Annotated in this window: 25 protein-coding genes and 1 pseudogene; 12 read left to right on the top strand and 14 right to left on the bottom strand. The window is 63.4% G+C overall.

From position 1 onward, the window contains the following. Positions 1 to 3 precede the first annotated feature (3 nt). The 7 genes and pseudogenes from sctJ (at position 4) to VSR68_RS09035 (ending at position 6,084) form a co-directional block, all read left to right on the top strand. Positions 4 to 954 carry a type III secretion system inner membrane ring lipoprotein SctJ gene (gene sctJ, locus VSR68_RS09005; RefSeq protein WP_342939500.1) on the top strand — a complete coding sequence of 317 codons (951 nt, stop codon included), beginning with the start codon at positions 4 to 6 and terminating at the stop codon, positions 952 to 954. A gap of 79 nt (positions 955 to 1,033) precedes the next feature. Beyond that, entirely contained in the window at positions 1,034 to 1,705 is a 672-nt protein-coding gene (locus tag VSR68_RS09010) for a SctK family type III secretion system sorting platform protein (protein WP_342939501.1), read from the top strand. Continuing rightward, positions 1,687 to 2,316 carry a type III secretion system stator protein SctL gene (gene sctL / locus VSR68_RS09015; RefSeq protein ID WP_342939502.1) on the top strand — a complete coding sequence of 210 codons (630 nt, stop codon included), beginning with the start codon at positions 1,687 to 1,689 and terminating at the stop codon, positions 2,314 to 2,316. The genes VSR68_RS09010 and sctL overlap by 19 nt, the downstream gene beginning before the upstream one ends. Beyond that, a complete protein-coding gene (locus tag VSR68_RS09020) occupies positions 2,313 to 3,686 on the top strand; it encodes a FliI/YscN family ATPase (protein WP_342939503.1) in 1,374 nt (457 codons plus the stop codon). The genes sctL and VSR68_RS09020 overlap by 4 nt, the downstream gene beginning before the upstream one ends. After that, positions 3,679 to 4,188 (top strand): annotated as a pseudogene (locus VSR68_RS09025) (hypothetical protein); the annotation flags it as partial. The gene VSR68_RS09020 and the pseudogene VSR68_RS09025, both read left to right, overlap by 8 nt. Before the next feature lie 38 nt (positions 4,189 to 4,226). Continuing rightward, positions 4,227 to 5,030 carry a type III secretion system export apparatus subunit SctT gene (gene sctT / locus VSR68_RS09030; protein ID WP_342939504.1) on the top strand — a complete coding sequence of 268 codons (804 nt, stop codon included), beginning with the start codon at positions 4,227 to 4,229 and terminating at the stop codon, positions 5,028 to 5,030. Between the two features lie 22 nt (positions 5,031 to 5,052). Further along, positions 5,053 to 6,084: an EscU/YscU/HrcU family type III secretion system export apparatus switch protein gene (locus VSR68_RS09035; protein ID WP_342939505.1), complete on the top strand. Its 1,032-nt coding sequence runs from the start codon at positions 5,053 to 5,055 to the stop codon at positions 6,082 to 6,084. Positions 6,085 to 6,091: 7 nt separating this feature from the next. Here the strand turns inward: VSR68_RS09035 and VSR68_RS09040 are convergent, their stop codons facing one another. From VSR68_RS09040 to VSR68_RS09055, 4 genes are all read right to left on the bottom strand, one after another. Continuing rightward, on the bottom strand, positions 6,092 to 6,967 hold the full coding sequence (locus tag VSR68_RS09040) for a lytic transglycosylase domain-containing protein (protein ID WP_342939506.1): 876 nt from the start codon (positions 6,965 to 6,967) through the stop codon (positions 6,092 to 6,094). Then, the gene (sctR, locus tag VSR68_RS09045) at positions 6,964 to 7,632 is read right to left on the bottom strand and encodes a type III secretion system export apparatus subunit SctR (RefSeq protein ID WP_342939507.1); all 669 of its coding nucleotides are present in this window, start codon (positions 7,630 to 7,632) and stop codon (positions 6,964 to 6,966) included. The genes VSR68_RS09040 and sctR overlap by 4 nt, the downstream gene beginning before the upstream one ends. Further along, positions 7,625 to 8,836 (bottom strand): type III secretion system cytoplasmic ring protein SctQ, encoded by a 1,212-nt coding sequence (gene sctQ / locus VSR68_RS09050; protein ID WP_428983480.1) that lies wholly within the window; start codon positions 8,834 to 8,836, stop codon positions 7,625 to 7,627. Before sctQ ends, sctR begins: the two co-directional genes overlap by 8 nt. Before the next feature lie 270 nt (positions 8,837 to 9,106). After that, entirely contained in the window at positions 9,107 to 10,810 is a 1,704-nt protein-coding gene (locus VSR68_RS09055; protein WP_342939508.1) for a metallophosphoesterase family protein, read from the bottom strand. 482 nt (positions 10,811 to 11,292) lie between these two features. Here VSR68_RS09055 and VSR68_RS09060 point away from each other — a divergent pair, with 482 nt between their 5' ends. Next, entirely contained in the window at positions 11,293 to 11,598 is a 306-nt protein-coding gene (locus VSR68_RS09060) for a hypothetical protein (RefSeq protein WP_342939509.1), read from the top strand. 44 nt (positions 11,599 to 11,642) lie between these two features. Here the strand turns inward: VSR68_RS09060 and VSR68_RS09065 are convergent, their stop codons facing one another. The 3 genes from VSR68_RS09065 to VSR68_RS09075 all read right to left on the bottom strand — a co-directional run bounded on the left by VSR68_RS09065 (position 11,643) and on the right by VSR68_RS09075 (position 14,240). After that, the gene (locus VSR68_RS09065) at positions 11,643 to 12,449 is read right to left on the bottom strand and encodes an alpha/beta hydrolase (RefSeq protein ID WP_342939510.1); all 807 of its coding nucleotides are present in this window, start codon (positions 12,447 to 12,449) and stop codon (positions 11,643 to 11,645) included. A 6-nt stretch (positions 12,450 to 12,455) separates the two neighbouring features. After that, a complete protein-coding gene (gene glnA / locus VSR68_RS09070; protein ID WP_342939511.1) occupies positions 12,456 to 13,961 on the bottom strand; it encodes a type I glutamate--ammonia ligase in 1,506 nt (501 codons plus the stop codon). A 63-nt stretch (positions 13,962 to 14,024) separates the two neighbouring features. Next, the gene (locus VSR68_RS09075; protein ID WP_342939512.1) at positions 14,025 to 14,240 is read right to left on the bottom strand and encodes a hypothetical protein; all 216 of its coding nucleotides are present in this window, start codon (positions 14,238 to 14,240) and stop codon (positions 14,025 to 14,027) included. A gap of 257 nt (positions 14,241 to 14,497) precedes the next feature. Between VSR68_RS09075 and VSR68_RS09080 the strand changes: the two genes are divergently transcribed. Next, a complete protein-coding gene (locus tag VSR68_RS09080; RefSeq protein WP_342939513.1) occupies positions 14,498 to 15,262 on the top strand; it encodes a ParA family protein in 765 nt (254 codons plus the stop codon). A 64-nt stretch (positions 15,263 to 15,326) separates the two neighbouring features. Here VSR68_RS09080 and VSR68_RS09085 read toward each other — a convergent pair whose 3' ends face one another. Both VSR68_RS09085 and VSR68_RS09090 read right to left on the bottom strand, forming a co-directional pair. Beyond that, positions 15,327 to 15,758, bottom strand: coding sequence for a hypothetical protein (locus VSR68_RS09085; RefSeq protein WP_342939514.1), 432 nt, complete (start codon positions 15,756 to 15,758; stop codon positions 15,327 to 15,329). A 183-nt stretch (positions 15,759 to 15,941) separates the two neighbouring features. Further along, positions 15,942 to 16,718 (bottom strand): NAD(P)H-dependent oxidoreductase, encoded by a 777-nt coding sequence (locus VSR68_RS09090; RefSeq protein ID WP_342939515.1) that lies wholly within the window; start codon positions 16,716 to 16,718, stop codon positions 15,942 to 15,944. 85 nt (positions 16,719 to 16,803) lie between these two features. Here VSR68_RS09090 and VSR68_RS09095 point away from each other — a divergent pair, with 85 nt between their 5' ends. From VSR68_RS09095 to VSR68_RS09105, 3 genes are all read left to right on the top strand, one after another. Beyond that, positions 16,804 to 17,697 (top strand): LysR family transcriptional regulator, encoded by an 894-nt coding sequence (locus VSR68_RS09095; protein ID WP_342939516.1) that lies wholly within the window; start codon positions 16,804 to 16,806, stop codon positions 17,695 to 17,697. A 258-nt stretch (positions 17,698 to 17,955) separates the two neighbouring features. Continuing rightward, positions 17,956 to 18,951 (top strand): ferritin-like domain-containing protein, encoded by a 996-nt coding sequence (locus VSR68_RS09100; RefSeq protein WP_342939517.1) that lies wholly within the window; start codon positions 17,956 to 17,958, stop codon positions 18,949 to 18,951. After that, positions 18,948 to 20,780 (top strand): glycoside hydrolase family 35 protein, encoded by a 1,833-nt coding sequence (locus VSR68_RS09105; RefSeq protein WP_342939518.1) that lies wholly within the window; start codon positions 18,948 to 18,950, stop codon positions 20,778 to 20,780. The genes VSR68_RS09100 and VSR68_RS09105 overlap by 4 nt, the downstream gene beginning before the upstream one ends. On the opposite strand, the gene VSR68_RS09110 is transcribed toward VSR68_RS09105, so the two are convergent. The 5 genes from VSR68_RS09110 to VSR68_RS09130 all read right to left on the bottom strand — a co-directional run bounded on the left by VSR68_RS09110 (position 20,767) and on the right by VSR68_RS09130 (position 26,443). Continuing rightward, complete coding sequence (locus tag VSR68_RS09110; protein ID WP_342939519.1) at positions 20,767 to 22,728, bottom strand: enterotoxin; 1,962 nt, start codon at positions 22,726 to 22,728, stop codon at positions 20,767 to 20,769. The genes VSR68_RS09105 and VSR68_RS09110 overlap by 14 nt on opposite strands. 12 nt (positions 22,729 to 22,740) lie before the next feature. Next, positions 22,741 to 23,055: an antibiotic biosynthesis monooxygenase gene (locus VSR68_RS09115; protein ID WP_342939520.1), complete on the bottom strand. Its 315-nt coding sequence runs from the start codon at positions 23,053 to 23,055 to the stop codon at positions 22,741 to 22,743. An 82-nt stretch (positions 23,056 to 23,137) separates the two neighbouring features. Beyond that, positions 23,138 to 24,394, bottom strand: coding sequence for an MFS transporter (locus VSR68_RS09120; RefSeq protein ID WP_342939521.1), 1,257 nt, complete (start codon positions 24,392 to 24,394; stop codon positions 23,138 to 23,140). Positions 24,395 to 24,406: 12 nt separating this feature from the next. Continuing rightward, positions 24,407 to 25,654, bottom strand: a complete 1,248-nt coding sequence (locus VSR68_RS09125; RefSeq protein ID WP_342939522.1) for a YbfB/YjiJ family MFS transporter — start codon at positions 25,652 to 25,654, stop codon at positions 24,407 to 24,409. Between the two features lie 78 nt (positions 25,655 to 25,732). Then, on the bottom strand, positions 25,733 to 26,443 hold the full coding sequence (locus tag VSR68_RS09130; protein WP_342939523.1) for an SDR family NAD(P)-dependent oxidoreductase: 711 nt from the start codon (positions 26,441 to 26,443) through the stop codon (positions 25,733 to 25,735). Positions 26,444 to 26,549 lie beyond the last annotated feature (106 nt).

Genomic DNA, 26,549 nt, shown 5'->3' on the forward strand with positions numbered 1-26,549 from the left:
CGGATGACGGCTTCATGCAACGCGTGCAATAAGCGCGATTCAAGCGACACGTGCGATCCATGCGATACGCGCAATAGCCGCACGCGAGCGCCGCGCCTCGGGCCCGCCGCGCGCGTCGTGGCGGCGTGCGCGCTCGTGCTGCTGCTCGCGGGCTGCCAGAAGGAGGTGTATTCGGGCCTCACGGAAGCCGAGGCGAACCAGATGGTGGCCGTGCTCGGCGACGCGGGCATCGCCGCGTCGAAAGACAACGATGCGCGCGACGCGTCGGACCGGCAGGCATGGCTCGTCGAAGTCGCCGACGACGACATGCAGTCCGCGCTCACCGTGCTGCACGCGAACGGCCTGCCGAAGCCGCATTACGCGAGCATCGGCGAGCTGTTCCAGAAGCAGGGGCTCGTGTCGACGCCCGCCGAGGAGCGCATGCGCTATCTGTACGGCGTCTCGCAGGATCTGACGCACACGTTGCAGGATATCGAAGGCGTGGTCGTCGCGCGCGTGCAGGTCGTGATACCGGAGAACGATCCGCTTGCGGACAAGATCAAGCCGTCGTCGGCGGCTGTGTATATCCGCTACAAGCCGGGCGTCGATCTGCGCGCGATGGCGCCGATGGTGAAGGATCTCGTCGCGCACAGCATCGAGGGCTTGCAGTACGACAACGTGTCGTTGTTCCTGCAACCGGCTGCCGCGAAGACCGCGCCCGTGAACGGCATCGGCAACGCGCTCACCGACATCGTGCGGCTGCGCTCGCCGCTCGGCTGGCTGGTCGGCGCGCTGATCCTGCTGACGCTCGCGGTGATCGCGCTGTCGGCCGCGCGGCGCGGCATGTTCGGTGCGCGGCTGGCGGGGCTGCTCGGCGGCGCGCGCAGCGACGGCGCGGCATCGAACGGCGCGTCGGGTGCCGCAATCGCCACGCGCGGCGTGCGCATGAGCGACAGCGCGCGTGACAGTGCATGACGGTGCACATTGCGCGCGCGAAGCCCGCGAGTATTCACGACGATGATTCAGCATGACGATGACGCAGCCCTGGACACACATGCTCGCACCACCCGCGCCGCCGCAGCATGTCGCGTTCTACCGGATGGTATGCGAGTTCAATCTGCGGCCCGACACGTATCTGCACGTGACGCGCATTCCCGCCGACTGGCCCGCCGCGTACCGGCATCTATCGCGTTTCGACGACGCGGGCCGCCGCCTGATCGCGCGTCATCTGCTGTCGCTGCATCGCGCGGAGCAGATGGACTTCGATGCGTCGACGCCGCTTGCGCGGCTCGCGCTGCTGCCGGGCGCGGCGCTCGAACAACTGGCGTCGTATGCGGGGCTGCTGCTGCATCGCGTGTGGCTGCGCGACGCGTTGCAGCAGCGGCGCGTGCGCGCGGAGATCGTCGGCAAGCTCGGCGCGGATGCGCTCGAACTGACGCTCGAACGCGCGCCGGAGTTCGGCGCGCTCGGCGAGACGCTCGAACCGTGGCGCGACGACCCCGCCGCGTTGCCTTCGCTAATCCGTGCGCGCGGAGGCCGCCTGCTCGCCGACTTCGTCGGCGCGGCGGGCGAAGCCGTTGAACGGCGTGTGACGCTCAAGTTCAACCTGGCCATCGACAGCGAAGCGCCGTATCTGCTGAATCACGCGCAACGCGACCAGCTTGGCGAACTGCTGTTTCTCTTCCTGATCCCCGAGAGGTTCGCGACATGGGACTGGCTTTTCTGATTACGAGCGACAACCTGCAACTGCTCTCCGAGCGCAAGGTGCTCAAGGAGCGCGAGTACGCGGCGCTGCTCGACGCGTCGGCGGTAATCGCAACCGCGCGCGAAGAGGCGGGGCGCATCGTCGAAGCGGCGCAGCGCGAATTCGATGCGCGGCGCGAGGCGGGCTATGCGGAAGGTTTGCTGCGCGCGCAACAGGAGCACGCGGTGCAGAGCTATACGCAGGCGCTCGCGGCCGCGAAGACGATGGAATCGATGAAGGACGCGATGGCCGAGATCGTCGTGAAGGCCGTGCGTGCGATCGTCGGCGAGATGAACACGCAGCGGCTCTATGAGGCGGCGCTCGCGCGCATCTTGCCGCTCGTGCGCGACGAACCGTTTCTCGTCGTGCACGTCGCGCCGGGACGCCGCGAAGAAATGGAGGAAGCGCTCGCCAGCGCTTCCGCGCAGCACGCGCAGTCGCAGAAGATACGTATCGTCGAGGACGCGCAGATCGGCGCGCAGGCATGCACGGTCGAAACGCCGTCGGGGCGCATCGACGCGAGCCTCGATTTGCAGATCGACGCGCTGCGCCAGGCGATTCGCCGCGAGCCGTTGAAGGGGACCACGCGATGAATACGCCAGCGAGCGACACCGATATCGGCGACGACGACGCGTTGCCGCTCGACAGCGGCCGGCTCGTCGGCGATCTCGATGCGGGGCTCGCGTTCTTTTCGCCCGTGTCGGTGCAGGGGCGCGTCAATCACGCCGTCGGGCAGATATTGAACGCGACGGGCATTCGCGCGCGGCTCGGCGAAATCTGCGAACTGCACACGCCCGGTCAGCCGACGCGTCTTGCCGAAGTCGTCGGCTTCTCGCGGCAAACGACGCTGCTCACGCCGCTCGGCGACGTCGAAGGGCTGTCGCCGGAAACGACCGTCGTGCCGTCGGGCCGCGCGCATATGTTCGCCGTCGGGCCGTCGCTGTTCGGGCGCGTGCTCGATGGGCTCGGCGCGCCGCTCGATGGCCTGGGCCCCGTGACGGGCGGCGCGTGGGTGTCGACGCAACAGCCGCCGCCCAATCCGCTCGCGCGCCGCATGATCGACACGCCGTTCGTGACGGGCGTGCGCGTGATCGACGGCCTGATGACGCTCGGCGTCGGCCAGCGCGTGGGCATCTTCGCGCCGTCGGGCGTCGGCAAGAGCACGCTGCTCGGCATGATCGCGCGCGGCGCGCAAGCCGATGTGAACGTGATCGCACTCGTCGGCGAGCGCGGCCGCGAAGTGCGCGAGTTCATCGAGCATTCGCTTTCGCCTGAAGTGCGCGCGCGCTCGATTCTCGTCGTCTCGACGTCCGACCGTCCCGCGATGGAGCGCGTGAAATCCGCGCTCGTCGCGACGGCCATCGCGGAGCACTTCCGCGATGCCGGGCAGCGCGTGCTGCTGCTCGTCGATTCGCTGACGCGTTTCGCGCGCGCGCAGCGCGAAGTCGGTCTCGCGAGCGGCGAGCCGCCGACGCGCCGCAGCTTTCCCCCTTCGACGTTCGCGGTGCTGCCGCGTCTGCTCGAACGCGCGGGGCAGGGCGAGCGAGGCTCGATCACGGCGCTCTATACGGTGCTCGTCGAAGGCGACGAGGAGTCGGACCCGATCGCGGAAGAAGTCCGCTCGATTCTCGACGGCCATATCGTGCTGTCGCGCAAGATCGCGCTCGCGAACCGCTATCCCGCGATCGACGTGCTCGCGAGTCTGTCGCGCGTGATGCCGCTCGTGACGAACGCAAGACATCAGCGCGCGGCGGGGCGCGTGCGCGAGCTGATCGCGAAGTATCAGGAAATCGAACTGCTGGTGCAGATCGGCGAGTATCGCGAAGGCAGCGACCGTCTCGGCGATCTGGCCTTGCGCGCGCGCGACGCGATCGCCGCGTTCTGCGCGCAGGCCGCGAGCGACAACGCATCGTTCGAGCCGACGCTCGCGCGTCTTGCGAAACTGGCGGACGATCATGTCTGATGCCGACGACGCAGCCGTGCTCGCGACGCTCGCTCGCCTGAAGCGCGTGCGCGAAATGCGCTCGCAACTCGCGCGCGTCGCGGCGGCCCGTCAGCAGCGCATCGCCGCGCAAAGCCGGCGCGCGCTCGACGAAGCGCATCAGCGTCTCGATCAGCAGGTCGCGGCGAAGGCGGCGATCCAGCAACGGCTCGCGCAGGGCGAAGGCGGCTCGGCGCGTCACTTCCAGGAGGCTGTCGCCGACACGCGCACGTTCAACGTGAGCATCGGCAAGGCAAGCGATTCGCTGAAGCAGGCCAGCGTCGCGCACGACGGCCACGAAGCGGAGCTTGCGCAACTGCAACGCGCGGCACGACGCGCGCAGGCCGCCGAGGACAAGCTCCAGAAAGCGGGCGAACAAGCGCAGCGCTCGCGGGCCGCGCGTGTCGAGCGGGCCGCCGAGGAGCTCGCGGACAGCTTCGCGGCGAGGCGCTTCGGCGCATCGCAAGCGGCTGACGCATCCGACGACGGCAACGACGCACTGCCCTTCACCCGCGACGCGCGATGCTAGATCAGGCCCAGCAATTCACCGACATCGCATCGGGCGCGCGGCCTTTGCTCTACGTGATGCCGCGCCTGTTGCCCGTGATGCTGATCGTGCCCGTCTTCAACGAAGAGATCGTGACGGGCCTCGTGCGCAACGGGCTGGCCGTCGTGATCGCCGCCTTCGTCGCGCCCGTGATCGATCCCGCGCAGATCGTCGATCTGCCGTTTCTCGTCTGGTGCCTGCTCGCCGCGAAGGAAGCGCTCGTCGGCGTGCTGCTCGCGGGCGCGATGAGTGCCGTGCTGTTCGCGATCCAGGGCATCGGCTATCTGATCGACTTTCAGACGGGCAGCGGCAACGCGTCGTTCTTCGATCCGATGGGCGGACATGAAGGCGGGCCCACGTCGGGCTTTCTGAACTACGTCGCGATCGCGCTCTTCGTGACGGCGGGCGGCTTGCAGATGATCGTGCAGGTGTTCGCGCAGTCGTATGCGTGGTGGCCGGTCGGCACGCTGCTGCCGAACTTCTCGCAGGTGCTGTCGACGTTCGTCGTGCGGCAGACGGATGCCGTCTTCGTCTGGATGGTCAAGCTCGCCGCGCCCGTCGTGATCGTGCTGGTGCTCGTCGAGGCGGGGATCGGGCTCGTCGGGCGCGGGGTGCCGCAGCTCAATGTGTTCACGTTCTCGCAGCCGGTGAAGAGCGCGCTCGCGATGATGATGATGGTGCTGTTCCTGCCCGTCGTCTACGCGTCGCTGCATGATCTGCTGAGTCCCGACAGCGGCATGGTCGCGTTGCTGCGCTCGCTGTTGCAGTCGGCGCACTGACGGGCCGCCTGGGTCTTTGGCGATGGCGGAAAAGAGCCAGCAACCGACCGCAAAGCGCCTGCGCGAAGCACGCGAAAAAGGCGAGGTGCCGAAGAGCGCGGAGACCATCTCGACGGCGATGTTCGTCGGCGTGTGCGTCGCGCTCGCGAGTGGCCTCTCGCAGATGTTCACGCGCGTGCAGACGCTGTTTCGTCTCGTCTTCGACGCCGTCGGCGCGCCCGACCCTGGCGAGCGGATCGCATCGCTCGTCGGCGCCGCGTCGCACGCATGGCTGATGCCGACGCTCGGCTTCGTCGGCATCGGGCTTGCGTCGGGATTGCTCGCGGGCTTCGTGCAGGTGGGCGGCGTAATGGCCTGGAGCCGGCTCGCGCCGTCGCTGTCGCGGATCAATCCCGCCGAGGGCCTCAAGAACCTGTGGTCGCTGCGCAATCTCGTCAATCTCGCGAAGATGATCGTCAAGACGGTGCTGCTCGTCGCGACGCTCGGCTGGGTGATCTACGCATCGCTTGATCCGTCGGTGCAATCGGGCTTCACGCGGCCGCTGTCGATACTCGCGCTGATCGCGCACCTGCTGCTGTTGCTGTTCGGTTGGGCCGCACTCGTGTTCATCGTGATGGCGCTGATCGACATCGTGCATCAACGGTTCGAGTTCAACCGGAAGATGAAGATGTCGATCGAGGAAGTGCGGCGAGAGCACAAGGAAGACGAAGGCGATCCGCATGTCCAGGCGCGCCGCAAGCAGATCGCGATTGAAATGCAGCTTGCGTCGCTGAGCGACAAGATCGGCTATGCGTCGGCCATCGTGTATTCGTCGCGCGTGGCTGTTGCGCTGTACTACGGCGGGCTCGGCACGCTGCCGTGGGTGCTCGCGCGCGGCGAGGGCGAAGCGGCTGAGCGTATCGTGAAGCTCGCGCAAGCCAGCTTGCGACCGACGCTCGCGAACACAGGGCTCGCCGAAGCGCTGTACGAATCGACGCCCGAGAACGGCACGATCTCGCCGCATCACTTCGAGGAAGTAGCGCGGCTGCTGAAATGGGCGAAGGGCAGCGGATGACGGCGCTTCAATGCGCGTCGAGACAGCGCACGCACAGCGCGCGAATCCGCGCCGCGCTGAGTCCGTGGCAGACGGTCACGAGCGGATGCGCGCTGCACGACGGCGCGTTGTGTTTGACGTTGCTCACAGGTGTGCTGTCATGTGCCGATGAATCCGCGTGGCTTCGCACTTCGTTCAACGTCTCGTCGACTCTTGCATCGAGCGCCTTGGCCTGGTCGCGGCGCGCAAGCGGCGGCGCGTGCGCATCGCTGACGACGGGTATCGGCTCGACGCCGCCGCGCATCGCGTTGATGCGCGCGCTCATCACGGCTTTGCCGACGTAGCCCGCGCGAAAACCCGTCGTGAAGTTGCCGCTGTAGTAGCACGACAGGGCCGCGCGCAATGCCATCTGCTGATCGACGGGCGTGCGGCTCGAACGCGCGAAGCAATCGGTGAGGATGGCCGCGCCTGCGCGCAGATTGCGGCACGGCTCGAATAGCGTCGCCGCCGTCTCGCCGTACTTCGCGAAGTTGCGATTGTTCACTTGCGACAGGCCGACGCTGTAGCTGTAGCCGCGCGCTTCGAGCACCTGTACGGTCGCGAGCGCTTCCGCGAGCGACGCCGGCTGACGCGCGAGATGCGCGCCCACCACGCCGATCGCCAGCGGATTGAAGCCCGACTCCGTGCGCACGAGTGCGGCGAGCGTGACGACATCGACGTTCGGCGCGCAACTGTGCGCGAGCTGCGCGAAGCCGTTGCGCGGATCGGCGTGCGGTTGCGCTGTTGCATCGTTCGCGATGCTTGCCGCGAGCGCGGTGATCGACGTGAGCGACGCGGCGATGCATGACAGCAGACACGCGCAGCGCGACAGCCGCCGCCAGCCCGCGCCGGCCGCGCATTTCATCCCGTCACCCGATACGACAGCACGAGGCCGTGTACGAGCAGCGACCAGCCGTCGAGCGCGACGAACAGAAGCAGCTTGAACGGCACGGAGATCGTCGTCGGCGAAATCATCTGCATGCCGAGCGCGAGCAGCACGTTCGCGACGAGCAGATCGACGACGATGAACACGATGTAGATCACGAAGCCGATCTGAAACGCCTTCGTCAGTTCGGCGAGCGTGAAGCTCGGCACGAGCACCAGCAAGTCGTCGTCCTTGAGACCTTCGGCGCGGCTTTTCGGCCAGACGCTCGTGGCCGTCTTCACGAAGAACTCGCGATCGCGCAGCCGCGTGTGCGCAACGAGAAAGTCCTTGATGGGCGGCAGTGCGGCGTCGGCGAGCGCGCCGATGTCCGCCGTCGAGAGCTGGCCCGAAGGATTGAAATTGCGCTGCTGCAACGCGTCGCGGATGTTCATGCCGACGGGCGCCATGATGAACAGCGAGAGGATCAGCGCGATGCCGTTGAGCACCATGTTCGGCGGCACCTGCTGGATGCCGAGCGCCGAGCGCAGCAGGCCGAGCACGACGACGAGCTTCGTGTAGCTCGTCACCATCAGCGCGGCGAACGGCGCAATGCCGAGCGCGACGATGACGGCGATCAGCGAGACGGGATTCGGCAGATTACCCATCCTGACGCTCGCGCGGCGCGTGCGCAGCGGGCGGCGTGAGCGACGTGACGCGCACGCCGAGCTTCTGGCCCACGGCGATCAGGTGGCCCGTGCCGATCTGCGTGCCGTTCGCGACGATGTGAATCACGCTCTGATTGATGCCCTGCTGCAACTCGATCACGCCGCCCGGCTGCAGCGTGCTCAATTCGCCGAGCGGCATCGTGCATGACGGCAACTGAAACGTCAGCTCGACGGCGAGCCCGTCGAACGGGCGCGCGGACTGCGTGGAAGAGGAAGCGGACGTGGTGTCCGGTTGGGACGATTGCGCGCGCGGCGCTTCTGGCGATTGCGTGGGTTCCAAAGGCATCTCCCTGATTCGCTCGACGACGATACGGTTGCCCGACGGCATGCCGAGAATTTCCCATGCGGGCGTCGCCGGCAGGTGGGCGACGCACAGCAGGTTTTGTCCCTGCGTGCGCCAATGTTCGATCGCGACGATGTCGCCGGCTTCGACGTCGGCGAGTTCTTGCGTGGTCAGCGTCGTGCGGCCCAGCTCGAATGCGAGCGGCACGGGCAGCGTCGCGAACGCGTTGGCGGCTTGCGCGCGCAAGGCGGCATCGTCGGCGGGCGGCGCGGCGAAGAACACGCCGAGCGCGTCCGGCACATCGAACAGCAATGCGCCGTGACAACGCCAGCCGTCGTCGGCGCGGCGCAACTCGAAACGCAGCGCGGCGCTGTCGGTGTGGGCCGGCTGCGTTGGCGGCTCATCGCCTTGAGCGGCGGTTGGATCGATAACGGGCGGCAGCAATTCGACGCGCTGACGCGTGAGCGTTTGCAGCGCCTTCGTCAGCGGCGCGCACAGATCGGCGAGCAGCGCGGCGCGCAATACGGCGGGCACGGCGGGATCGGCTGCATCGCCGAGCCATTCCGCTTCCGCCGACGGATCGATCCACACCGTGCCGTGCGCCGGGCCGACGACGAAGCGATACGCGTGCGCATTCGCGACGGGCTCGGCATCCGCTCGCCAGGCCACCTCGTAACTCTTGTCGCCGAGGCGCAGCGGCAGCGGCGCGCGCGCCGCGTAAGCGTTCGTCAAGCCGCGCGCTGCGGCGGCGCTCAGGCGCGGCAGGAAAGGCGACGCATCGAGCGCGGTCGCGGGCGGCGTCTGTGCGGGTTCGGCACGACGCGTGCCGTGCGCATGCGGGTCGCCCATCACCTGATCCATACGCTCGTCGACGTTGGCTCGCAAGAAAGGCAAGGCATGCACGGCGGAATCAAGTCGTGTTGAGTGTCGTTTGTGCCGGGAACAGGGGGACGCGCTGCCGCAACGGCAACGTGCCCAGTCCGTCGATTGTAGGGATAGGCGCGCGCGATTTTGCGGCGCGACTCGTAGTCTCGCGACCACGCGGCCGCCGCGCGCATCAGGAAACTACGAAGGCGGTTGCGTTGGCATGCCTGCGCTGAAGACATTGCGCAGTGCAACCGCTTTGGATCATCAGCCGTGTCGATGCTTCGACAGCGTGACGGTCTCGAAGAGTTCATACGTCTGCGTCGGCGTCTTGTCGGCGCCCGGCGCGTGGTAGTAGTTCATCGTGATCGTCGTCTTGCCGCCGTGCTGGCCCGGATCGTAGTCGAACACGGCGATGCCGTAGCCCGTGCGCGTGTCGCGCTGCGCGGACCAGATCGCATCTTCGAGCGCGTCGGCGTTCGCGCGCGTGAAGGTGCCCGCCGTCGTGCCCGCTATCGGCCGGTTGGGCTTCGTGAACACCTTCGCTTGCGGATTGCCGTTACCGGTATCGAGGCCGTAGACATCGAGCGGCGCGCTCGTGCCGCCGCCGCCGAGAATCAGATGGATCGTGCCGTGGCTCGTGTCGAACGTGTTGCCGCTGCTCGCGTGCGGATGGACAGCCGGCTTCGGTTGCAACGTGTCGACTTTCTCGCCCGTCGTCGCGTCGATGCCCGCGTGGTGGTTGCAGCCGCGCACGGGGTAGCTGCGCTCGTAGTCGTGATCGTGGCCGCACAGCACGAGGTCGACGCCATAGCGATCGAAGAGCGGCAGCCACGCTTCGCGGATGCCTTTGTCCGAGCCGTTGCCCGTGCTCGACGAGCTCAACGCGTCCTGGTGCATCTGCACGATGATCCAGTCGATGTCGTCATCGTCGGCGGCATGGCGCAGTGTCTTTTCGAGCCAGCGCGTCTGCTCGCCGTTGCTGTAGCCGCGAATGTAGAACGACGTGCCCGGCTGGATGGCGGGGTTGCCCGTGCTCGCGGCAGGCACGAGCGGTCCCGGTCCGGCGACGAAAGCGGCGCCGTCCTGATAGATCACATCGTCCGCATCGAGCGAGACGAACAGCACCGAGCTGACGCGGAAGCTGTACCAGCGGCCCGGAAAGCGCGTGCCGTTGCCCGGCAGCGTGTAGCGCGTCAGATACGAATCGAAGCCTTGCGCGCCGTTGTGGAATTCGACTTCGTGATTGCCGGGGCACGGCATCCACGGACGATTCGCCGCCGATGTCTGCGCGTTGTTGCCGAAGTCGCGCCACACTTCCGGCTGCTGCGTCGGGTTCAGGTTCGCGTAGCACAGGTCGCCATTCAGCAGATGAAAGAGCGGCTGAAAGCGCTCGACGGCTTGCACGGCGAAGCGGCTTTGCGGCGACGACAGCACCCAGCCCGTGTTGGGCGTCGCGAGATCGCCGTAGCTCGTGAAGCGGAACGGCGCGCGCCCGCGCGGCGCCGTCGTGAACGTCGCGGAAAAGGGCGTGCCCGAGTTGCTGTCGTTATCCGCCGTTACTTCGTATTGATACGTCGTCGCGGCATGAAGGCCGTGCAGACGCGCGTGATACGTGAACACCACTTCGCCGTTCAGGCCGTCCGTGTACGTGCGCTGAACGGCATGCACCGTCTCCTTCTTTTCGCCCGCTGCGCCGAAGCGCACGCGCGGATTCGCGGCGGCCGCCGCCGAACCCCACGAGACCACGACTTCATTCGTGGGGTCTTCGCCCCAGGTCAGATGGATCTGTTCCGGCGTGCCGTCGGGTGCCGACGGCGCGGCTTTGGCCTGGCCTGCGAACGTGCCCGCCGCCGTCGCGAATCCGGATGCGCCCGCGAGCTTCAGAAAGCCTCGGCGCGAAAACGTGGTTGACGGGTTGGCGGCTTGCTCGGCTGGCGATGCATCATCGGGTGTGTTCTTGTTCGACATGTCGTTTGTTCTCGCGGTGGAAGGCAGACGACGCAGAAAACGCAGTGGGGCGGGCGCGTCGTGGTGGGTAGGGAACGAGGAATGCAGTGTGATTCCGGGCAACACGATATTCCGAACTGTGTTACCCCGCTGTGACAACGTTTGCGTCGTGCATGCCGTCGTTTATCAGCGGAATCCACCCGCGTATGCGTAGCCGCGATCATGTGATAGACGATCACGCGCGCGCTGTTTTCATGCTGTCGCGCAGCGCGATCGAATCGACGAAGTGTTGTATCGACGCACGCCCGTTACAGTTCGCCCCTTCTGCACGGTGCAACGCGATGGGAATTCACGTTTGCTTACACACGTACACAGATTCCCGATTGCGGTTTGCATATAGTCGCTCCCGAGATCAGAAGCCAGGAGTGAACGATGAAAGCAACACTCGCATGGACGATGTTCGGGCGCTTGCGTCGAAGCGCACTTGCCGGGCGCAATTGATCATGGCTACCTCATACGAACATCTGCACGACGGGGACGCGATCGTTAGCGTGGAGGAGCAACCGTCGTCGAAGGGCACGTGCGTGACCGTGCATCTGAACGGCAAGTCGATGTCCGCCGAGTTCAGCGAACTGACGGGGCAATTATGTCTGCGCGAAAACGGCGCGATGGTGCAGGAGTGGTTTCCGCCGCATTCGTGGTTCGCGATTGCGTCGGTGGCGGGCGCGAGCAGATGGGGCACGCAGCCCAGCGCGGAAGATCTGCATGCGCTCATTCGCAATGAAATGCTGGCAAGGCGGGTTGGCTGATCCGAAGTCGCGTTGGGTGGGCCGGTCGATGCAGTAGTTCGGCGTTAGCTCGCGCCCAACCATAAAAGCACCTGCTGCCAGCGCTCACCCTTCATTGCATCGAACCAGTCGTCGTGGTTCGCGTCCGTCAACAGCATCAGATGAGCGCCCCGATGCGCGCTCGCGAGCGCGCGGGCGTGCGCGACCGGGATCAGCGTGTCCTCTTGCGCGCCGATCACGACGACGGGGCCCGCATAATGCGCGAGCGCATCGACCGAATCGAACGGCTCATGTAGCATCCAGCGCACGGGAAAGAGCCATAGCGTTTCTGCTGCGACGCTTGCAAGCGTGTCCCACGGCGTGACGAGCACGATGCCCGCGGCCATCGACTCATTGCCTCGAATGACCTGCGCGGCCATCCCCGCGCCCAGCGATTCGCCCACCAGATAGACACGCCCATTCCATTGCTCGCGGACCGCCGCCAGCGCGTCTCGCGATGCGTTCAACGCGGCCTTCATCGTGCGCGAGCCCTCGCGCTTGCCGTGGCCAGGATATTCGGCCAGCACCACGCGATAACCCGCATGCAGGAAGACTTCGGCGAGCGGCAGCTTGTTCTCCGCCGATTCCGCATTGCCGTGATAGACGATGAACGTGCCGCGCGGCTTGTTGGTAACAGGTGTCGCGACATACCCTGCGTATTGGCCGCTCGCGAGCCACGGTTCGACGTCGTAGCCGGCGTGATGCCCCGTCGGCGGCTCGGCGTCATACAGCGTGGCGGGCAGCAGCATCCTGTCCTGCATGAAATACAGCGCGATCAGCGCGATTACGTACGCGGCCAGCGCGAGTCGAATACATAGAACGAGCAGAGGCATCGACCACTACACGTCGAAGTACAAATAGAACTCCCACGGATGCGGCCGCAACCGGATGCTGTCGACCTCTCTCGCGCGCTTGTACGCGAGCCACGTGTCGATCACATCGTCGGTGAAGACATCGCCTTTGCGCAAGAACGCGTGATCCATTTCGAGCGCGGCGAGCGATGCATCGAGCGACCCCGGCACCTGCCGAACCTTGCGCGCCTCTTCGGGCGGCAGATCGTAGATGTTCCGATCGAGCGGCTCGCCGGGGTCCATCTTGTTCTCGATGCCGTCGAGCCCCGCCATCATCATCGCGGCAAACGCGAGATAGGCATTCGCCGACGGATCGGGACAGCGGAACTCGACGCGCCGCGCATTCGGCGAATCCGAGTACATCGGAATGCGCGCCGCAGCCGAGCGGTTGCGTTGCGACATCGCGAGATTCACAGGCGCTTCGTAGCCCGGCACCAGTCGCTTGTACGAGTTCGTTGTCGGCGCGCAGAAGGCCATCAGCGCGGGCGCATGCTGAAGCAGGCCGCCGATGTACCAGCGGCACAGCTCGGATGTGAGCGCCCAGCCTTGCGCGTCGTAGAAGAGATTTTCGCTGTCGCGCCACAGGCTCTGATGGCAATGCATGCCGCTCGCGTTGTCGGCGAAAAGCGGCTTGGGCATGAACGTCGCCACCTTGCCGTAGCGCCGCGCGATGTTCTTGCAGATGTACTTGTAGATCATCACGTTGTCGGCCATGCGCGTGAGCGTCGCGAAGCGCATGTCGATTTCGTTCTGTCCTGCCGTCGCGACTTCATGATGATGCACCTCGACCTGCACGCCGACCTGTTGCAGCGTCAGCGCGATGTCGCTGCGGATCTCCTGCAGCGTGTCGTGCGGCGGCGTCGGGAAGTAGCCTTCCTTGTAGCGCGGCTTGTAGCCGAGATTGCCGCCGCCGTATGCACCCTCGTCGCGGCCCGTGGTCCAGTCGCCTTCCGCCGATTCGACGTAGTAGTACCCGCTGTGCTGATCCTGGCCGAAGCGGATCGAATCGAAAATGAAGAACTCCAGCTCGGGGCCGAAGTAGCAGGTCGTCGCGATGCCCGTTTGCCGCAGATAATTCTCCGCCTTCTTCGCGATGTAACGCGGATCGCGCGAATAGGGCTGTCTGAGCACGGGGTCCACGACATCGCAGATCACCGACAGCGTGGGCGTGTCGCACATGGGATCGACGAAGGCCGTCGACGGATCGGGCCGCAACAGCATGTCCGATTCGTGAATCTCCTGAAAGCCGCGAATCGAAGAACCGTCGAAGCCGATGCCGGCTTCGAACAGTCCGTCGTGAACTTCGGGGAGCGTGATCGAGAAGTGCTGCCACAGTCCGGGCAGATCGGTGAACTTCAGGTCGACGATCTGCACCTCGTGCTGCCTGATCAGATCGATGACGGCGTCGGCGCTGTCGGGCCGCGTGACCCGATAGCTGCCCGCGTCGACCGACACGCCAACGGACGATCCTGACTTGTCTTTCTTGCTGGCCATGGGATGCTCCTTGTGCGGCGCCTGGCCGGTGATGCTGGCCCCGTGCTGACGGGCCGAAGACGGCTATGCGTGCGCCTGACGGTCCTGCTCGAGCGCTTTCAGGCGCGCGTCGCCGGCGTCTTTCGCGGCGGCGCGAGTCGCGTATTTCTCGTCGGAGACGAGCGCGCGCTTCACCTCGCGCGCAGTGAAGTCGACGAGCGCGATGACCCAGACGTAGTCGCCTGCCTGCTCAGCCGTTTGTACGAAGGCGTGCATGTCGCCTCTTTCGTCCGCTTTCATGGTGACCTCCACATAAAGTTCGAATGCAATAGATGGCGCAATCGGACGAGCGGGTCCGCCACGCGCCTAAATCGATTCTAGGCGATGAATCCGCGCTGTACGAATGCACGTAACCGCGTATGAAAAAGCGCGCTGCAAGCCCCAAAACCGTGCGCTTCGACGAAATTCGCGGCCGTGACGTGATGGCGTCCCGGTCCGGTAATCTGGCTGATGTATGCTGCTGGTTTTTCAGGCAGATTGACAGCGAGAGGGGACACATGCGGCGCGTGGTATTCAATCAGAAAGGCGGTGTCGGCAAATCGACCATCGTGTGCAACCTGGCGGCCATCAGCGCGAGCGAGGGCTTGCGTACGCTCGTCATCGATCTGGATGCGCAAGGCAATTCGAGCCAGTATCTGCTCGGCGCGCGAGCCAACGAGGTGAGCCCCACGGTTGCCGGCTTCTTCGAAACCGCATTGACCTTCAGCTTCAAGCCGGTGGACGTGACGTCGTTCATTCATCGGACGCCGTTCGAGAATCTCGACATCATGCCCGCGCACGCCGATCTCGACACGCTGCACGGCAAGCTCGAATCGCGCTACAAGATCTACAAGCTGCGCGATGCGTTGAACGAGCTCGACATGTACGACGCGATCTACATCGATACGCCGCCCGCGTTGAATTTCTACACGCGCTCGGCGTTGATCGCCGTCGAGCGCTGCCTGATTCCGTTCGACTGCGACGACTTTTCGCGCCGCGCGCTCTATACGCTGCTCGACAACGTGAAGGAAATCCAGCAGGACCACAACGATGCGCTGCAAGTGGAAGGGATCGTGATCAACCAGTTCCAGCCGCGCGCGAGTCTGCCGCAGCAACTCGTCGATGAACTCGTCAGCGAAGGGCTGCCCGTGCTGGGTTCGAAATTGTCTTCGTCAGTGAAGATCCGCGAATCGCATCAGCATGCAACGCCCGTGATCCATCTCGACCCGCGGCATAAGCTGGCGCAGGAGTATCTCGCGCTGCATCGCGAGCTGGCGGGCTGAACCGTTGCCTTGGCGCTGTGAACGAGCGCACGCGCGCGGCGGTCGGCAGGCCGCGCGCATACGTTCATGTCGATCCAGGATAAGGTTCGATGATCGCGTGATTCAAACCGAAGGCTTTCAGCCGTTTTAATGCCCGCTCTGAAACGACGAGGCGCGAATCATCGGCGATGCCTAAATCGTCCTTGCCGGCTGTACCCGGCACACATAGCCAGAGAAATTCAGGCAATTCCCGGTCGGGATAAATTTCCTGAAACGAGTCGCTAACCGTTATTTCAACGGTGCGATACGCCGTTCCGGTTGTTCCCATTGCCTGCAACGCATCAGCGGCCTCGCGGGTGATGATCAGTGCCGGGAAGCTTTCCAGTAGCGCGTCGCCGAGCCAATTGATAATCCGGTAATGCAATTGCGTGACGTTCGGCGGATACACGCTTGAATCGAGAACGGTATGTTTTCCGAGGCCGCCAGCCACTTCGGGTTCGACATAGTAAAACGCCATATGACATTCGAGATCGCACTGATCGTTTGGCTCAATGTCCCGTTTATAGCATAACGCCGATCAGAATTACTCTCTCGATGCTAAAAGGCCGCCGAAAATGGCTGCAATGCGTTTCAATGTAATTTACGCATCAGGCATAAAAGCCAACCGTTATCGATGTGAGCGAGTGCCTATGCGACGCCGTCATCCAATGTGGGCGGAGAAGCCCGATTGTTCCGGCGCAATGTGGGCGCGCAGTGTGAGAGCCGGAATGTCGTATGCTCCGGCGTTTTGAGGCCGGAACGGAATGGGCGCGGTGGTCCAGAGGTTATCCAGCCGGTTTGCGAGGGCATCGCAGGTTTCCGCGTACCTTCTTTCGTCCATCCGGTTCGTCCGATAGAGCACGAATGGCGGCAGTACATCGAAGCCGGGGTAGTACAAAATCCCGTGCTGAATGGGGAAAAGAATATCGTCGATCGGGCCGTTGATGCCTCGCGAGCCGTAGTGAGATTCCCAGCCGCCTGCCGTGACCATCAGCATCGCGCGCTTGCCGGCGAGCGTGCCCTCTCCGTAGCGGTCGCCCCAGCGCGTGTCCGAATGTTCGCCCACGCCGTATGCGAAGCCATACGCAAAGACGCGCTCCACCCAGCCCTTCAGAATGGCGGGCATCGAGAACCACCAGAGCGGGAATTGCAGAATCACGGCGTCCGCCCACAGCAGCTTTTGCTGTTCTCGCGCGATATCTTCGCTTTGCAGGCCGTTTTCGAAAGCTTGCTTCGAATCGGCGCTCGGATCGAAGCGTGTGCTGCCGGTTCGCTCGATGCTGTCGTTCGCGTCGAGCGACGCTTTCCATTTCATCGCGTACAGGTCCGATACCTGCACGACGTGTCCGGTGCGCTCGAGACGTTCGATCGAAAAGTCCTTTAGTGAACCGTTCAATGATCGCGGCTCGGGATGTGCGTAGACGAGCAGAACATTCATGTTTCAACCTCCGTTTTTCGTAGCCAGCAGGTTAGGCGTTCGTCAGGTATATTGGAAATGAATTTCTGATATCCCCGGTATTGCGATGAATAATCTCAGACGACTGGACCTGAACCTGCTGGTCACGCTCGACGCGTTGTTGTCGGAACACAACGTGACGCGTGCGGCGGAGCGCCTGAACTTCTCTCAACCATCGGTGAGCGTCCATCTCGCGAAGCTGCGGGACATCTTCGGCGATCCGCTGCTGTTGCCTGGGCCGCGCGGCATGCGGCCGACCGCGCGAGCCGACGAGCTGCGCGAACCGTTGCGAGAGGCGCTCGAAGCATTGAATCGCGTGATGTCGTCGCCGAAGACGTTCGACCCCGCCGAGGCGACCCATATGTGGAAAGTCGCCGCGACCGATTACAGCGAATCGACGGTTCTGCTGCCGGCGTTGAATGCGTTGCGCGCAGCGGCACCGCGCACGCGGCTCTCCGTGGTCGAAATGGTGCCGACGCGCATCGTCAGGCAGGCGGAACAGGGCGAGATCGATCTGGCTTTTCATACCAGCGACGAATCGCCCTCGGGTCTGCATCGCCGGGTGCTATTCGCCGAGCGCTATGTTCTGGCTGGCCGCGCGGGGCATCCGCGTCTGAAGCGGCGTCCGACGCTTGCGCAGTTTTGCAAACTGGAGCACGTGATCGTGTCGCCGGATGGCGGCGGGTTTCGAGGGGTCACGGACGATGCTCTTGCGCAAGCGGGCCTTACGCGGCGGGTCGTGCTGTCCGTGCCGCACTTTCTCTTCATGATGTCGGTGCTCGCGAGCACCGATCTCGTCGCGATGTTGCCCGCACGGCTCGTGTGCAATACGGGCGCGTTGCGAATCGTCGAGCCGCCCGTCGCCGTCCCCGGCTATCAAATGGCGATGCTTTGGCACGAGCGTTGTCATCGTGACCCGGCACATCAATGGCTGCGCGAGCACATCGCGAGTTCCGTCTGACACGTCACGGCGACGCCCGCAATCCAATCGCGAACGCCCGTACGAGAAAAACTTCCGACGCTATGGCATGTTAGCTGCGGTCGCCGCCAGGCCGCCGATGGCTGCTTGAATGCGCTGGTCTTGACGCTGGCATAGACTGATGGCCGGCTGATCCGTCGACAAGCATCGTGACGTGCAGATGACACGCGTTCATTCCGATGCACAGAACGCGGATTTCGTCCCAAGCGACAACGCAAGTGTTCTCTGGTGGAGCTCTCCATGAGCGAGCAGACGCTTGATACATTCGACGTCGAACAGATGATTCCGGACTTCACTGCGCCGGCACTGGCGCAGTGCTCACCCGACCGGCAAATGGTCGATGCCGCTGAAATCAACACGCGACACTGGACGAGCCACGTCGAAGGCCCGTTCAAGCCCGGTTCCCAAATCCACTTGCGCGAAACGTGCCGGATGTTTCGCGAGACGTTCAATCCTTATCGGCCGTCGGTACTGGACTGGCCGAAGCTCGAGCCGGATGCGCTCGAACGGATCGTCTCGCTGCCGATCTGGGATATCGCCGTTCAGACGGAGGGCAAGGCGCGACTGCGCATGGCAGCCTACGCCGCGACCATCGACGAACCCGAGATGCGCAGCGCGCTCGCGTTGAACGCGTGGGAAGAAAACCGCCACAAGGAGGTCTTGTCGCGGATGGTCGCCGCGTATGGCATTCCGCTTGCGAGCGAGGCGCCTTATGTGTTCCCGAAAGACGCCGAATGGGCTTATCTGGTCACGGGCTATAGCGAATGCATCGACAGCTTTTTCGCATTTGGGCTGTTCAAGATTGCGCATCGCTCCGGGCTCTTTCCACCCGAATTGATCGACACGTTCGAGCCGGTGATGCAGGAAGAGTGTCGCCATATTCTTCTGTTCGCGAACTGGGTGGCCTGGCATCGCGCGAAGCTCGCATGGCGGCAGCGCATCCAGTTCGAGCTGAAAGTCGTAGCCGTATGGCTGTTTCTCGGCTGGGAGCGCATTGGCCTCGCGCGCACGATGGACGCGGAAGGAAACGAACAGAAGCAGGACAACAACTTTACGGTGAACGGCGCACAGGCCGTATCCGGCGCTGAAATCGACTTGCGTGATTTGATGATGTTGTGCCTCGAAGAGAACGACCGGCGGTTCTCGGGGTACGACGAGCGCCTGCTGCGTCCGGACACGATGCCAAAGCTCGTGCGCTTCGCATTGCGCTTCATGCGAGAAAAGAAAGCGAAATGAACACCGCGCATGTCTTTTCCTTTGCGAAGAACAGCGACGGCTTTCTGCTCGACGGCCAGCCGTTTCAGATCCGCAGCGGGGAAATGCATCCGGCGCGAATTCCCGTCGAATACTGGCAGCACCGCATCCGGATGGCGAAGGCGATGGGGATGAATACCATTGCTCTGTACGTCATGTGGAATTACCACGAGCTGAGCGAAGGTACATTCGACTTTCACACCGGCAATCGCGATATCGAGGCGTTCATTCGCCTTTGCCAGAGCGAAGGCATGTGGGTGCTGTTCAGGCCGGGTCCGTATGTCTGCGCCGAATGGGATCTCGGCGGAATTCCGTCTTATCTGCTGCGCTACCCGGACATTCAGTTGCGAACCGATTCGGCGAGTGATTCGCGCTATATCTCGGCTGTCGTGCGATACATCGATGAACTTGTCCCGCGCGTCAGGCCGCTAATGTCAATACACGGCGGCCCGATTCTAATGATCCAGATCGAAAACGAATTTGGATCGTATGCGAGCAATGCCGCTTACCTCGAAAAAATCAGGCAGATCTGGATTCGCGGCGGAATTGAAGGCCCGTTCTATACAGAAGACGGTCTGGCGCAACTCGAACAGAACCATACGTATGTCACCGATGGCGCGATTGCATTGAGTAATGGAAACGCCGCGCAAATCGAAGCGGCGCGCAAGACGTTTCCTGCGGTTCCCGTGATGGCAGGCGAAGTCTATCCGGGTTGGCTGACACATTGGGGCGACAACGCGCTGCAAGGCGCGGCTGTCGATCTCTCAGCGACGCTCGAAGAACTGATGCGAAAGAAGGTGTCGTTCAACCTGTATGTGATTCACGGTGGCACGAGCTTTGGCTTCCATGCCGGTGCCAATGTGGATGCCGATACGGGCGAATATCAGCCGGACATTACGAGCTACGATTATTCGGCGCCGATCAGCGAGCAAGGCGTGGCGACTGCGAAGTACATGAAGTATCGCGAGATCATTTCCAGGTATCTGGCAACACCACTGCCTGACGTGCCCGATCCTGTCGCCACGCTCGCTACCGATAGCCGCTCTTTGGTTCCGCAGCGGTTCGCGTCCATCTGGGACAATCTTCCCTCCTCTTTGCCCGCCGGGCAGACGGTCAATCCGCAGCCGTTCGAAATGTACGGCCAGGTGTCCGGCTTCGTCGTCTACCGGAAGCGGCTTGAACATTATCGAGGCGGCGTGCTGGATATCGGCAGCGTTCACGACTATGCGAGTGTTTTTGTCGGTGGCGAATATGTGGGCGGCGTGTCGCGTGCGCGCATGCCGAGAGATCGCGCGCAATCGCTGAATATCATGCATCGCAGTCCGTTTGCGCTTTCGTCGTCTGGATCGAATGATGCAGCAGTACTGGACATACTCGTCGAAGGCATGGGCCGCGTGAACTATGGGCACGCGATGATCGACCGAAAAGGGCTTGTCGATCCTGTCACGTTGCGCGACCAGTCCGGAGTGGCAGAGGTCTTGACGGGTTGGGAAGTTTTCCTTCTGCCGATGAACGCTGCGTTTATCGAAGATCTTCGCCCTGTATGCACCGAGCCGAACAGAGCGGGGCTATTCTTTCGCGCGGTGCTGTCGCTGGATACAGTTGGCGATGTGTATCTGGACATGAGCCAATGGATGAAAGGCGTGGTCTGGGTCAATGGACACAATCTCGGACGATACTGGAATATCGGCCCGCAAATGCGGCTCTATTGTCCCGCTCCGTGGCTCAAGCCCGGCGAAAATACGATTACCGTGTTCGATCTGCACCAGACGGAAGCCAAGCCGATCGATCTGGCGCCTACGCTGACGTAGGCGTTATCGGTGATAACTCAAGCGTCAGTACCTGGAACGGATCGAGTCGAATTGACTGAGGATGGCCGACGTCGCAAAGCAGTGGAAAGTGCGCGGGCGGTTCGATAAACGGAAAACGTGCATTGAATTTGCCCGTCACGCCTTGCGGCAGTTCGAGATGCTCTCTCAGGTCGAGCAAAAAGCTTTGCTCGCGATCAGCCGGATTGCGCAGCGTGACGATCGCTTTCGAAGGCGTCCACGCGGCCCAACCGTAAACGTCGAGATCCGGCGCGCCGCCGATCCAATGGGCGTCGCGAAGTACATCCGCATTGGCGCGCGCCCATTGTGAGGCCTCGGCGAGAACATCCCAATCGCGTTCCTTTAGCAGCGACGGCGTGACATAAAGCTCTTGCAACTGCGTGCCGCTGCCGAAGTACGAACGCACTTCGCTGGCGAACGCATGCGTGGGATCGGTGTTGAGCCGCGTGTTTTCCTGCGCGTAGATGATGCCGTGAAGCATCAGCGAATTGAGCGGAAAGAGCGGACTCTTGCATACGACATTGCGATAAGTCTGCGCATCGCGATAGGTGATCCATTGTTCGCGGTCGCTGCCTGTGCCGGCAAAGCCATAATCGGCACCATCACGCCAGATCGAATCGACGTAGCGCAGCCAGAAGGGCGACGGCAGCGTTCCAGTCGACAGATTGACGAATACATCACGTTTCGCGCGACGCATATCCTCGATGAGTTCTATCGCGGCATCCCAATCGCTGTTGAAGCGGCTGCCGGACACGACGATGTTCGCATTGCCCGTGCCGTCCAGCTTGAAGTAATTGACGCCGTATCGCATCAGCAGGTCCATCGCGGCTTCGTGAAAGCGTCGATAGTACCTGGGACCGGAGAGCGCGAATCCATCGCCGACAGTCTCGTATCCGGCAGCACGGCCGCGCGTCACGCGTTCCTGTCGAGGCAGACCATAGCCGCCCCACGGCGACAACCACACGCCAGGTGCGGCGCCATAGCGCGCGGCGGCATGCTTCAAGGGCGCGAAACCATCGGGAAACGTGCGATTGAATCGCCAGGCGCCGCTGTAGTCATCCCATCCGTCGTCGAACAGGTATGAATCGAGTTGTACGCCGCGCTTTTCATGCAGTTCGCGGCCTACGGCGTGAATGCGTTCTATCGCCTGATCCTGCGTATAGGCGGTGAGAAAGCCAATGTCGTACCAGGAGTTGTAGTGAAGAAACGGGCGATAAGGATGCGCTCGCTCCTGTTCGAGATAGGCGGCGAAATCGCGGCGCAATTGACCTTCGCGAAACACGCCTGCGACGGCGGAATAAACGAGCGTCTTGCCCTTGTCGAGCGGCAACTCGCGCGTGACCTTGAAGCTGGCCACAGCGTCGCGCACTTCGCTTTCGGCCATTGGAAGCTCGAAGCCCAGATAGACATTGCCATCGACGATGGGCACCGCTTCGAGTTCGCCGATCTTTCGTGCGAAAGGCGCGCGAGTCTGCAATAGCGAAACGGAGACAATGTGCTCGTCCTGCGCCAGTGCGGTAATCGACAGACGCTGCCGCAAATAAGGCGAGTTCTCGCGCTGCTCGATATCCCATTCGACCCGCAGACGCCGCTGCCTGTCGCAAAGCATGGCGATCACGCGTCGGCCGGCGATGCGCTCCGCTTTTCGCGATGCTTCGGCATTGGCTAGCAGTGCTTCTTCGCGCAACGGCTCGACAATCTGCAATTCGTCGATGCCGAACGTGTGTCCGTCAGCCATTGCAATCGTAAACGGCACATCGACCGAAAGCGTTTGCGCATGCGCGTGATCGACGATACGACATTCGCCGAGAGATCGATCTGCAATCGTCCAATGCAATGCGATGACCGAATTGCCGAACGCGCATTCGCTGCCATTCGACTGAAAGACGGGCGCGCCCGGACTATCGAGTGCAAAGCGATTCGCAAGCATGTGAACCGCCCGTCACTTCACGGTCTGGATAACCTCGAACCCCTCGAATTCCGGATGCCCCAGATATAGCGCACGTGCTTCGTTTCCGGCGTTCCGATGCGCGGCGCGGAAGGCCTCGGACTGCGTCCATGCTTCGAAGGCCGCGCGATTCGTCCAGATCGTGTGGCTCGAATACAGCACGTGATCGTCGCGTTGCGGGCCTTTCAGAAGATGAAACTCGATGAAGCCGGGGACGTCTTTGAGGTGTGTGTCGCGCGTCGTCCACACTTCCTCGAACGTCTTTTCCGAGCCCGGCGCGACCTTGAACCGGTTCATGGCAATGAACATGACTTCGCTCCCGAGTAGTGGCGATGTTCCGAAGAACATCGAAAGTCTACCGACGAAGTATAGGCATAACACAGCACGCGCGTTATCGTCCGCGCGCCCACTGCGCGAACGCGGCACACGCGACTAGCAGCGAGCCGGTCGCGAAGAACACCGGATGCAGTCCGAGATGCACGGCAATCTGGCCGCCGATAACGGGGCCGAGCACCTGTCCGCTGAATTGCGCGGACTGCAGATAGCCGAGCATTTGACCCGTCTTGCTCTCGTCGACGGCGTGCCGCGCGAGCTTCGCGATGGCGGGCAACAACCCCGCAAGCGACATGCCCATCAGCGCGCGCAGTGCGGCCAGTTGCCACCATTGATGGACGAACGCTTGCGGAATCATCAGCAGGCCCGTCGCCACGAGACACCCGACAATCACGTTCCAAGCGCCGATGCGATCCGCGAGCGCGCCGAGACGCGCCGCCGTCAACATGCTGCCGAACGCGGAGCATGCCATCACGACGCCTGCAACGCGGGTCAGTCGATCCGGCTCGACACCGAGGCTGCCGACATACACGGTGATGACGGGCTCGATCGACATGTTGGCGAGCAGGACCATCATCGCCGTCGCGAGCAGCGCGCCGATCACCGCGTATCGCGTGCGTGACGCATGCGACGAGGCGTCGACGCTCGCGCCGCGCTTCGCATCGGTGGCGGGCTGGAAGTCTTCTTTGACGACGAAGATCGTGAGCAGCGCGGCCACGGCGATCACCGCGCCGCCCGCGAAGAAGGTGCCGCGAATGCCGATCAGTCCGGGCAGCAGGCCGCCGATCAGCGGCCCGACCAGATTGCCCGCGAGCGCGCCCGTCGACAGCAAGCCGAGCGCCCATCCGGCGCGCTCGCGCGGCGCCTGCGTGCCGACCATCACGGTCGAAGCCGACGCATAGCCGCCGACGAGTCCCGCGATCAGGCGCAGCCCGACCAGTTCGTAGACGTTGTGCGCGATGCCGATCAGCGACATCACGACGGCCATGCCGACGGCTGCGCGAATCAGCATCGGCTTGCGCCCGTAGCGGTCGGCGAGCCTGCCCCAGATGGGTGCCGTCACGGCCGTGCCGAGAAACGTCGCGCCGAACGCGACGCCCGACCACTGGATGACATCGGCCTGCGATTCGACGCCGAGCTGCTTCACGTAGAGCGGCAAAAACGGCAACAGCATGCTGAGACTGACGAGCGTCGTGAACGAACCGAATACGCAGACGAACAGATTGCGTTTCCAGTACCTGTCGTTGCGTTGCGCGTAGCTGAGCGCGGACGTGTCGGGTGTTTCGCGCATATCGAGTGTAGTGGGCTGGCTCATGCCGGGTATCCTTCAATTACGCGTTTGCTGGTGCGTTCGTTGCCGCGTTTGTTGCTGCGTTCGGCCGCGCAGTGCGGTGAACAGATCGATACCCAGCGCGAGTGCGATCGATGTCACGCCGATCGCGAAGAGCATCCGGTAATTGCCGCCGCTTTGCGTGAAGAGAAACGAGAGCCCGTATGCAGCGCTCGCCTGCAAGATCGCGAAGCCTGTGGTCGCCGTGCTCCATGCGCCTTTTTGCATCGACGGATGGTGGGCGAGCAGTTCGTTGACGCGGCCAAGCGCGAGCGGCACGATGCCCGGCACGGCGGCGCCCATCAGTACGCTCGATGCGATCAGCGCGGCAGGCTCCGTGCTGATCAACGGCAACAGCACCGCGACGATCTGGATCACGAAGCCCACGCGCAGCGCGGGACCAAAGCCCGCGCGGTCCGCGAGATGGCCACTCAGCAACGGACCGGCAATCGCGCCGAGACCGAACAGCACCCAATATTGCGCGCCCGTATCGAGACCTTTGCCGAGTCCGCGCGATACGAAGTCGACCAGAAACAGCATGTGCGGAACGAGACCGACTGCGTTCAGCGCGTACTCGGCATATAGCGCGCGCAGCGTGAAGCCCGGCTGCTTCGCGTGCTTTGCTTGATGCGTCTGCGGATGATGAGCGGGTGCGTTCTGCTTCGGCCACCCGTTCCATGCGGAGACCGTCAACAGCAGCGCGATCACGCCGAGTCCGAGCCACGTCTCCTTGACGCCTTCGCGCAGCAGCAGCGGAACGACTGTGCCCGACGCGGCGATGCCGAGACCAATGCCCGCAAAAATCGCGCCGCTCACGAGCCCACGACGCGCAGGCAGCACATGCGCGAGGATGGTCGGCGCGGCCAGCACCATCAGCGCGCCGCCCGAAAGCCCCGACGCGAAGCGCCACACGAAGAACCACAGAAACGACAGCGGGAACGCACAGGCGACGAATGCAACTGTTGCGAGCAGCATCATCGCGCGCAGCACGTGAGTGATGTTCGCGCGCTTGGCGAGGTAGCCGCCGAGCAGCGCGCCCGCCAGATAACCGCCCAGATTCGCGGCACCGAGATACGCGGCCGTCGATGCGGCGAACCAGTGTGCATCGATGATCGCGGGCAAGAGCGGCGTGTAGGCAAAGCGCGCGAGGCCGATGCCGACGAGACTCGCGCTCGCGCCCGACACGGTGCCGCGCCATACGCTGAATGCGGGCTGTGTCGATGCGTTGAGAACTGCGGGCTGCATTGTTTTCTCCGTGTTCCTTCGTGCTTTTCAGCGCGAATACGAAAAGGTGTGGTGGCAAATGCAATGGAAAGAATCGAATCAGGCTCCGACATTGCTGCCGCCATCCACGTGCAGGATCTCGCCCGTCACGAATGCCGCCGATTCCAGATACAGCACGGCTTCGGCGATATCGGCCGCTTCGCCAAGACGCCCTAGCGGAAGCAACCGCGCGAGTGCGTCATGCTTCTCGCGCGGATGCATCGGCGTCTTGATGATGCCGGGCGCGATGGCGTTCACGCGAATGCCGCGCGACGCGTATTCGATCGACAGCGAGCGCGTCACGGCATTCAGGCCGCCTTTCGTCAGCGCGGCCACTGCAGCGGGCCGCGCGGCGAGCGGGCGATCGACGAGGCTCGCCGTGATATTGACGACGTGGCCGCTGCGCTTGCTGCTCATCTCGGCGAGCGCGCGCTGCGTGATGTGAAAGAAGCCGTGTACGTTGATCGACATGACGGCTTCAAAGTCTTCGGGCGTGTACTCTTCGAAAGGCTTCGCGATGAAGAGGCCCGCGTTGTTGACCAGCGTATCGATACGGCCGAAACGTTCGAGCGCGACGGCGATCACTTTATGCGCGGTCTCAGGGGCTGCGATATTGCCTTGCACCGTCGCGATATCCGGATCATCGCTTTCGCGGATCGTGCGCGACGTCGCGACGACGCGATAGTTGCGCTCGCGAAACGCGTCCACCAGTGCCGCGCCGATGCCTTGCGACGCGCCCGTGACGATCACCACTTTCTGTTCGGCACCCATGGCCTGCTCCTTGAACGGATCGGGCCGCGCACGGCCCGTTTCGATGGAGCAAGTCTAGATTCAACCGGTCACAGAGAGAATCCACGCAGTGCGGCAGACATTATTC

The sequence above is a fragment of the Paraburkholderia phymatum genome (assembly GCF_038900715.1).
GTDB lineage: Bacteria > Pseudomonadota > Gammaproteobacteria > Burkholderiales > Burkholderiaceae > Paraburkholderia > Paraburkholderia phymatum_A.

Excerpts from the sequence above, each read along its gene's own strand:
- sctJ (WP_342939500.1), top strand. The coding sequence starts at position 4 with ATGACGGCTTCATGCAACGCGTGCAATAAGCGCGATTCAAGCGACACG.
- VSR68_RS09010 (WP_342939501.1), top strand. The coding sequence starts at position 1,034 with ATGCTCGCACCACCCGCGCCGCCGCAGCATGTCGCGTTCTACCGGATG.
- sctL (WP_342939502.1), top strand. The coding sequence starts at position 1,687 with ATGGGACTGGCTTTTCTGATTACGAGCGACAACCTGCAACTGCTCTCC.
- VSR68_RS09020 (WP_342939503.1), top strand. The coding sequence starts at position 2,313 with ATGAATACGCCAGCGAGCGACACCGATATCGGCGACGACGACGCGTTG.
- sctT (WP_342939504.1), top strand. The coding sequence starts at position 4,227 with ATGCTAGATCAGGCCCAGCAATTCACCGACATCGCATCGGGCGCGCGG.
- VSR68_RS09035 (WP_342939505.1), top strand. The coding sequence starts at position 5,053 with ATGGCGGAAAAGAGCCAGCAACCGACCGCAAAGCGCCTGCGCGAAGCA.
- VSR68_RS09040 (WP_342939506.1), bottom strand. The coding sequence starts at position 6,967 with ATGAAATGCGCGGCCGGCGCGGGCTGGCGGCGGCTGTCGCGCTGCGCG.
- sctR (WP_342939507.1), bottom strand. The coding sequence starts at position 7,632 with ATGGGTAATCTGCCGAATCCCGTCTCGCTGATCGCCGTCATCGTCGCG.
- sctQ (WP_428983480.1), bottom strand. The coding sequence starts at position 8,836 with ATGGATCAGGTGATGGGCGACCCGCATGCGCACGGCACGCGTCGTGCC.
- VSR68_RS09055 (WP_342939508.1), bottom strand. The coding sequence starts at position 10,810 with ATGTCGAACAAGAACACACCCGATGATGCATCGCCAGCCGAGCAAGCC.
- VSR68_RS09060 (WP_342939509.1), top strand. The coding sequence starts at position 11,293 with ATGGCTACCTCATACGAACATCTGCACGACGGGGACGCGATCGTTAGC.
- VSR68_RS09065 (WP_342939510.1), bottom strand. The coding sequence starts at position 12,449 with ATGCCTCTGCTCGTTCTATGTATTCGACTCGCGCTGGCCGCGTACGTA.
- glnA (WP_342939511.1), bottom strand. The coding sequence starts at position 13,961 with ATGGCCAGCAAGAAAGACAAGTCAGGATCGTCCGTTGGCGTGTCGGTC.
- VSR68_RS09075 (WP_342939512.1), bottom strand. The coding sequence starts at position 14,240 with ATGAAAGCGGACGAAAGAGGCGACATGCACGCCTTCGTACAAACGGCT.
- VSR68_RS09080 (WP_342939513.1), top strand. The coding sequence starts at position 14,498 with ATGCGGCGCGTGGTATTCAATCAGAAAGGCGGTGTCGGCAAATCGACC.
- VSR68_RS09085 (WP_342939514.1), bottom strand. The coding sequence starts at position 15,758 with ATGGCGTTTTACTATGTCGAACCCGAAGTGGCTGGCGGCCTCGGAAAA.
- VSR68_RS09090 (WP_342939515.1), bottom strand. The coding sequence starts at position 16,718 with ATGAATGTTCTGCTCGTCTACGCACATCCCGAGCCGCGATCATTGAAC.
- VSR68_RS09095 (WP_342939516.1), top strand. The coding sequence starts at position 16,804 with ATGAATAATCTCAGACGACTGGACCTGAACCTGCTGGTCACGCTCGAC.
- VSR68_RS09100 (WP_342939517.1), top strand. The coding sequence starts at position 17,956 with ATGAGCGAGCAGACGCTTGATACATTCGACGTCGAACAGATGATTCCG.
- VSR68_RS09105 (WP_342939518.1), top strand. The coding sequence starts at position 18,948 with ATGAACACCGCGCATGTCTTTTCCTTTGCGAAGAACAGCGACGGCTTT.
- VSR68_RS09110 (WP_342939519.1), bottom strand. The coding sequence starts at position 22,728 with ATGCTTGCGAATCGCTTTGCACTCGATAGTCCGGGCGCGCCCGTCTTT.
- VSR68_RS09115 (WP_342939520.1), bottom strand. The coding sequence starts at position 23,055 with ATGTTCATTGCCATGAACCGGTTCAAGGTCGCGCCGGGCTCGGAAAAG.
- VSR68_RS09120 (WP_342939521.1), bottom strand. The coding sequence starts at position 24,394 with ATGAGCCAGCCCACTACACTCGATATGCGCGAAACACCCGACACGTCC.
- VSR68_RS09125 (WP_342939522.1), bottom strand. The coding sequence starts at position 25,654 with ATGCAGCCCGCAGTTCTCAACGCATCGACACAGCCCGCATTCAGCGTA.
- VSR68_RS09130 (WP_342939523.1), bottom strand. The coding sequence starts at position 26,443 with ATGGGTGCCGAACAGAAAGTGGTGATCGTCACGGGCGCGTCGCAAGGC.